The sequence below is a fragment of the Psychromarinibacter sediminicola genome (assembly GCF_029168335.1).
Classification (GTDB): Bacteria; Pseudomonadota; Alphaproteobacteria; order Rhodobacterales; family Rhodobacteraceae; genus Psychromarinibacter; species Psychromarinibacter sediminicola.
This window is the reverse complement of the sequence record NZ_JARGYC010000039.1, coordinates 39,013-45,393: the sequence shown is the minus strand read 5'-3', so window position 1 is coordinate 45,393 and position 6,381 is coordinate 39,013. Positions and strand designations below refer to the sequence as shown.

Annotated in this window: 4 protein-coding genes; 2 read left to right on the top strand and 2 right to left on the bottom strand. The window is 68.8% G+C overall.

The features are described from left to right. The first annotated feature begins 174 nt into the window (after positions 1-174). Both P1J78_RS14815 and P1J78_RS14810 read left to right on the top strand, forming a co-directional pair. A complete protein-coding gene (locus P1J78_RS14815; RefSeq protein WP_275568154.1) occupies positions 175-1,350 on the top strand; it encodes an efflux RND transporter periplasmic adaptor subunit in 1,176 nt (391 codons plus the stop codon). Then, positions 1,347-4,475, top strand: a complete 3,129-nt coding sequence (locus P1J78_RS14810; protein ID WP_275568153.1) for an efflux RND transporter permease subunit — start codon at positions 1,347-1,349, stop codon at positions 4,473-4,475. Before P1J78_RS14815 ends, P1J78_RS14810 begins: the two co-directional genes overlap by 4 nt. A 15-nt stretch (positions 4,476-4,490) precedes the next feature. Here P1J78_RS14810 and P1J78_RS14805 read toward each other — a convergent pair whose 3' ends face one another. Then, entirely contained in the window at positions 4,491-5,837 is a 1,347-nt protein-coding gene (locus P1J78_RS14805) for a TRAP transporter large permease (protein ID WP_275568152.1), read from the bottom strand. Beyond that, a complete protein-coding gene (locus P1J78_RS14800) occupies positions 5,834-6,358 on the bottom strand; it encodes a TRAP transporter small permease (protein WP_275568151.1) in 525 nt (174 codons plus the stop codon). Before P1J78_RS14800 ends, P1J78_RS14805 begins: the two co-directional genes overlap by 4 nt. Positions 6,359-6,381: the final 23 nt, after the last annotated feature.

Genomic DNA, 6,381 nt, shown 5'->3' with positions numbered 1-6,381 from the left:
GGCATCGAGGATGGCGGATCGGCGCTCTTCCGCGGACAGGCGAAGGCGAGCGGGCATGTGACGTCCTCCGGGTATTGCAACATGTCGATCCGTCCCCTAGTTACCGACCAACCGTCGGTATAATTGCCCTCCGGCCGCAGACACATCAACCGTTTTCTACCGGAACCGTTCTCCATGTCCGAAAAACCCGATGCCGAGCGCGCGACGGCGCGCGCCGACCTGACCTTCGAGACCGACCCTGGCGCCGCCCGGTCCCTGTGGACGGCCTGCGCGATCCTTCTGGCGATCCTGCTCTGGATGGGGAGCGGGTTCGTGCGGACCGATCCGCCGGCCAGCGAGCCGGCAGAGGCCGCGGCGCCGCCGCCGTCCTCCGTGGTCGTCCGGGAGTCGGTTGCCGAGCCAGTTCCCATGAGCTTCAGCGCGCAGGGACAGGCATTGCCCGAACGCGACACCGAGATCGTCACGGAAGCCTCGGGCACCGTCGCATCCGTGCCGGTCAGCAAGGGGCAGGTCGTGGCACGCGGCGCCGTCATCGCCCAGCTCAACGCGGACAGCGCCGAGGCCGCGCTGGCCCAGGCAGAGGAGGAACGGGACCGGGCACAACGCGAGCTGGACAACGCCACGACGCTCCGCGATCGCGGCGTGGGCACGGTCGACCGCGTCGCGGAGGCCCGCGCCACGCTGGCGGCGGCGGAGTCCCAGGTCTCGGCGGCCCGCGACACGCTCGACACCCTCACCGTCACCGCGCCGTTCGCCGGACGCATCGAGGACCTGATGATCAACGACGGGGAATACGCGGCGGCCGGTGACCCGGTGGCCCGGCTCGTGGACAACCATCCGATCACCGTCGCCTTCGAGATTCCGCAGCAGAACCGCGCGGGCATCGAGACGGGCAGCCCGGCCGAAGTCCGGTTCGTCACCGGCCAGACCCGCGAGGGGGAAGTCACCTTCGTCGGCACCGCGGCCTCGCCGGAGACGCGCACCTTCCTCGCCGAGGTCCAGGTGCCGAACGAGGACGGCGCCATTCTGGCCGGGGTCTCGGCCGAGGTCACGATCCGCACCGGCGAGGAGACCGCGCATTTCGTCGATGCCTCGGTCGTGTCGCTCAATCCCGAAGGCCGGACCGGCATCAAGACGGTGGTCGACGGCGTGGTGCAGTTCCACGAGGTCGACCTGATCAACGCCGAGATCGGCGGCCTCTGGGCCACGGGGCTGCCCGAGACGGCGCAGATCATCGTCGTCGGCCAGGGCTTCGTCCGCGAAGGCGAAGCGGTCCGCGTCCAGAGGGACGATGCCCCGGGGCGCTCCGAACACGCGGGCCTCGAAGAGCAAGGCGAGGCGGACCAATGAACCCGATCATCGACGCGGCCTTTTCCCGCACCCGCGCGGTCATCCTCGCGCTCGCGATGGTGCTCGCGTTCGGCGCGTTCGCCTACATTTCCATCCCGAAAGAAGCGAACCCCGAGGTGCCTCTTCCGCTCGTCTACGTCTCGACCGGGATCGACGGGATCAGCCCCTCGGACGCGGAGCGTCTGCTGCTGGAGCCGATGGAAGCCAAGTTCAGCGCGATCGAGGGGCTGCAGACGATGTCGAGCGAGGCGGCCGAGGGCTTCGCGAGCGTGCAGCTCGAATTCCAGGCCGGCGGCGACATCGAGGAAGCGCTGCGAAAGGTCAGGGAAGCGGCCGACACGGTCCAGGGCGACCTGCCCGAGGATGCCCGCGACCTGAACGTCACCGAGGTCAACACCGCCCTCTTTCCGATCATCACGGCGACCCTTTCGGGGCCGGTGCCCGAGCGGACCCTCAACGACCTGGCCAAGGACGTGCAGCTTCAGGTGGAGTCGCTGCCCGGCGTCCTCGAAGTCGAGATCGGCGGCGCCCGCGAGGAGTTCGTCGAGGTCCTGATCGACCCCACGGTCTTCCAGACCTACAACCTCAACCTCGATAACCTGGCGAACCAGCTTCAGCGCAACAACCAGCTGATCGCGGCCGGCGCCATCGACACCGGCGGCGGACGCATCGTGCTGAAGGTGCCGGGGCTGGTGCAGGATATCGACGATATCCTGACGATGCCGGTCAAGGTGGACGGCGACACGGTGGTCACCTTCGCCGAGGTCGCCACGGTCCGCCGGACCTTCGAGGCGCCCACCGGCTTCGCCCGAATCGACGGCCAGCCGGCCCTGTCGCTGGAGGTGACCAAGCGGTCGGGCGCGAACGTCATCGACACGGTGGCCGCCGTGCGGGCCACGATCGAGCGGATGAGCGGCGCGTGGCCGGACAGCGTGCGCGTCACCTATCTTCAGGACCAGTCCGAGGAGGTGAAGACCCTTCTGTCGGATCTCGAATCGAACGTCCTGGCCGCCGTCCTGCTGGTCATGGTGGTCATCGTGTTCGCGCTGGGGTTCCGGTCGGCGGTCCTCGTGGGGCTGGCCATCCCGGGCGCGTTCCTCGCCGGGGTCGCGGCGATCTGGGTGATGGGGCTGACGATGAACATCGTGGTGCTCTTCGCGCTGATCCTCGTCGTCGGGATGCTGGTGGACGGGGCCATCGTGACCGTCGAGCTCGCAGACCGGCGGCTGCACGCGGGCGACACCCCGGCCCAAGCCTATGCCCATGCCGCCAAGCGCATGGCCTGGCCCATCATCGCCTCGACGGCGACCACGCTGAGCGTGTTCTTCCCGCTTCTGTTCTGGACCGGCCTGATCGGGCAGTTCATGAAGTATCTGCCGATCACCGTCATCCTGACCCTCTCCGCGTCGCTCGTCATGGCGCTGATCTTCATTCCGGTGATGGGCGGCGTCATCGGCCGGGGCCAGCCGCGGACGGCCAAGGCAAAGGCGGCGCTCCACGCCGCCGAGCACGGCGACCCGCGGACGATCCCGGGACTGACCGGGGCCTACCTGCGCCTGCTGCAATGGGCCATCCTGCGCCCCTGGACGACCGTGGTCCTCGCCCTGTCCATGCTCCTGGGATCCTTCGCCCTCTACGGCGAGCTGGGGAGCGGCGTCAGCTTCTTCCCCTCGATCGAGCCGGAAGCGCTGCAGGTGCAAATCCGCGCCCGGGACAACCTGTCGATCTACGAGCGCGACGACCTCGTGCGGCAGGTCGAAACCAGGCTTGCCGGCACCGAAGGGGTCGAGAGCCTCTACGCGCGCTCGGTCATCAACACCGGACAGGGCGACGAGGACATCATCGGCACGATCCAGATGGACCTGGTCGCGTGGGACCAAAGACGCCCGGCCGCCGAGATCGCCGAAGACGTGCGCGCCATGCTGACGGATATCGCCGGCATCGACGTGCAGGTGGAATCCGAAAGCGGCGGGCCCGGCGGCGGCAAGCCCGTGAACCTGCAGGTCTCGGCCGCCACGCCCGCCGGCCAGCAGCAGGCCGTGGAGGCCGTTCTGGCCGCGATGGACTCCATCGGCGGCTTCGTCGACGTCACCGACACGCGCCCGCTTCCCGGCGTCGAGGTCGCGATCAATGTCGACCGGACGCAGGCCGCCCGCTACGGCGCCGACGTCAGCGTGCTGGGCCAGGCCATCCAGCTTCTCACCCAGGGGATCACGGTGACGAACTACCGCCCCGGCGATGTCGACGGCGAACTGGACGTGCGGGTGCGTTTCCCCGACGACGACCGGTCGCTGGGCGAGCTGGGCGACCTCCGGGTGCCGACCTCCGCCGGCCTGGTGCCGATCTCGAACTTCGTCTCCTTCGAACCGTCCGAGCGGGTCGGCGTGCTGCGGCGAATCGACCAGACGAGGATCACGACGATCGAGGCCAACGTCGCGCCCGGCCTGCTGGTCAGCGACCAGATCGCCGCGCTCCGGTCGGCGCTCGACGGAAACGCGCTGCCGGAGGACGCGGCCGTCGACTTCGCGGGCGAGACGCAGGACCAGCAGGAATCGATGGCGTTCCTCGGCAGCGCCTTCGTCGCCGCCATCGTGCTGATGTTCACGATCCTGATCCTGCAGTTCAACACCTTCTACCAGGCCTTCGTGGTCATGAGCGCGATCGTCTTCTCGATCGCCGGCGTGCTGCTCGGCCTGATCATCACCGGCCGCCCCTTCGGCGTCGTGATGGGGGGCGTCGGCGTCATCGCGCTCGCCGGGATCGTCGTGAACAACAACATCGTGCTGATCGATTCCTTCAACGAATTGCGCCGCGCCGGCGCCTCGCCGCAGGAAGCCGCTCTGAGAACCGGCGCGCAACGCCTCCGGCCCGTGCTGCTGACCTCCATCACCACGGCTCTCGGCCTCATGCCGATGGTGCTCGGCATGAATATCGACCTCTTCGGCAGAGAGATCGTCTTCGGCGCGCCGTCCACGCAATACTGGACCGAGCTCTCGGCGGCGATCGTCGGCGGTCTGGTGATCGCGACGCTGCTGACCCTCGTGGTCACGCCGGCCATGCTCATGCTCGGCCAGCGAAAGCCGCGGACGGAACCCGATGCCGTGGCGCCGGCCGCAGCCGTCTGACCCCCGCCTGCGGGCTCAGCGCATCGTGGCCGGCAGCCACAGCGACAGCTGCGGGAAGCTCAGGATCAGCACCATGATCACCAGCTCGCACAGCAGAAACCACGCGATGCCCTTGAAGATCGTCTCCAGCGGGATCGAATCCCCCACCACGTTCTTCACCACATAGGCGTTGAACCCCACAGGCGGCGTCAGCAGGCCGATCTCGATGTATTTCACCACGATCACGCCCAGCCAGATCGGATCCAGCCCCAGCGCCTCGAACATCGGCTGCACCACCGGCAGGGTCAGCAAGAGCACCCCCAGCGGGTCCAGGAACATCCCCAGGATCAGATAGATGATCGATACCGCCACCAGCATCAGCACCGGGTCCACCGCCCAGCTGCCCATCATCTCCGCCATGATGCCCGGCAGGCCCACGAGCGCCAGGAACCGGGTGTACATCACCGCGCCGTAGGCCACGAAGAACAGCTGCGCCGTGGTGCGGATCGCCTCCATCACGCTCGTCGACACCACGCGCCGCGTCAGCCGCCCCTGCAGCGCGGCCACGCAGAAGGACAAAAACGCCCCCGCCGCCCCGGCCTCGGTCGGCGTGAAGATGCCGCCATAGAGCCCGCCGATGATCCCGAAGATCAGCAGCAGGAGCGGCCAGACCGGCAGCAGCGACTGCCACCGTTCGCGCCAGACCTCGGCGCGCGGCCGATGGCTCTGCGACGGCGGCGCGATGGCCGGGTTCAGCCAGCAGCGGCCCATGATCATCGCCGCGTAGACGAAGGCGGTCAGGATGCCGGGGACCACGCCGGCGATCAGCAGCTTGGTGATCGAGACCTCGGCGAAGACCCCGTAGACCACGAACATGATCGACGGCGGGATCAGCGCGCCCAGCGTCCCCGACGAGGCGACCACGCCGGTGGCCAGCGTCGGCGCGTAGCCCGCCTTCAGCATCGTCGGGATCGCCAGCCGCCCCATCGTCGCCGCCGTGGCCACCGACGAGCCGGAGGCGGCCGCGAACCCCGCCGAGGCGAAGTTCGTGGCCACCGCCAGCCCTCCGGGGAGGGAGGAGAGCCAGAGCCGCGCCGCCCGGAACAGCGACTCCGATATGCCGGTATTGTGGGCGATCGCACCCATCAGGATGAACATCGGGATCGCCGACAGCCCCCAGTTCGCGGCCAGCTCATAGGGCGTCTGCGCCATCATGGCGAGCGCCACCTGCTCGTTGCGGACCAGCGTGAAGCCCAAAAACGACACCACGCCCAGCGCCACGCCGATCGGCATCCGCACCGCGATCAGCAGCAGCACCAGCGCGAGGCTGCCGAAGCCCAGAAGCTCCGGGCTCAGAACCAGGCCGAACAGCTCGGCGCTCACCGGCCGGCCCCGTTATCCGTGTCGTCACCGTCGCCGCCGGACAGCCCGGCCCGCAGGTCGCGCACCACGTGGATCGCCACATACAGCGCCATCAGCCCGAAGCCCGCGACGACGAACCAGCGCGCCGGCCAGACCTCGACAAAGCCGAACCCCGCCTCCTTGGCGTCCCGGATGCGGGTCTTGTCGATGGCCACGTCCACCGCCTTCCAGGTGAAGACGCCGACATAGGCGACGGTGATGATCCCCACCAGCCCGTCGAGGATCCGGCGCGGGCCGGGTCGCATCCAGCCGGTGAACAGCTCGACGATGATATGCCCCTTCTCGCGCGCGATCAGCGCCAGCGGCAGAAAGGCCAGCGCCGCCATGTGATAGTTCGCCACGATCTCCAGCGTGCCGGTCAGCGGCGCGTGGAACAGCGTCCGCCCGGCGACGTCCACGGTGACGTGCAGCATCATCAGGATCGCCGCCGCCGCCGCCACCCAGGCCGCCGCGTTCACCGTCAGGTCCAGTAGTCGCTTCATCCGTCCCTCATCCGCAGGCAGGC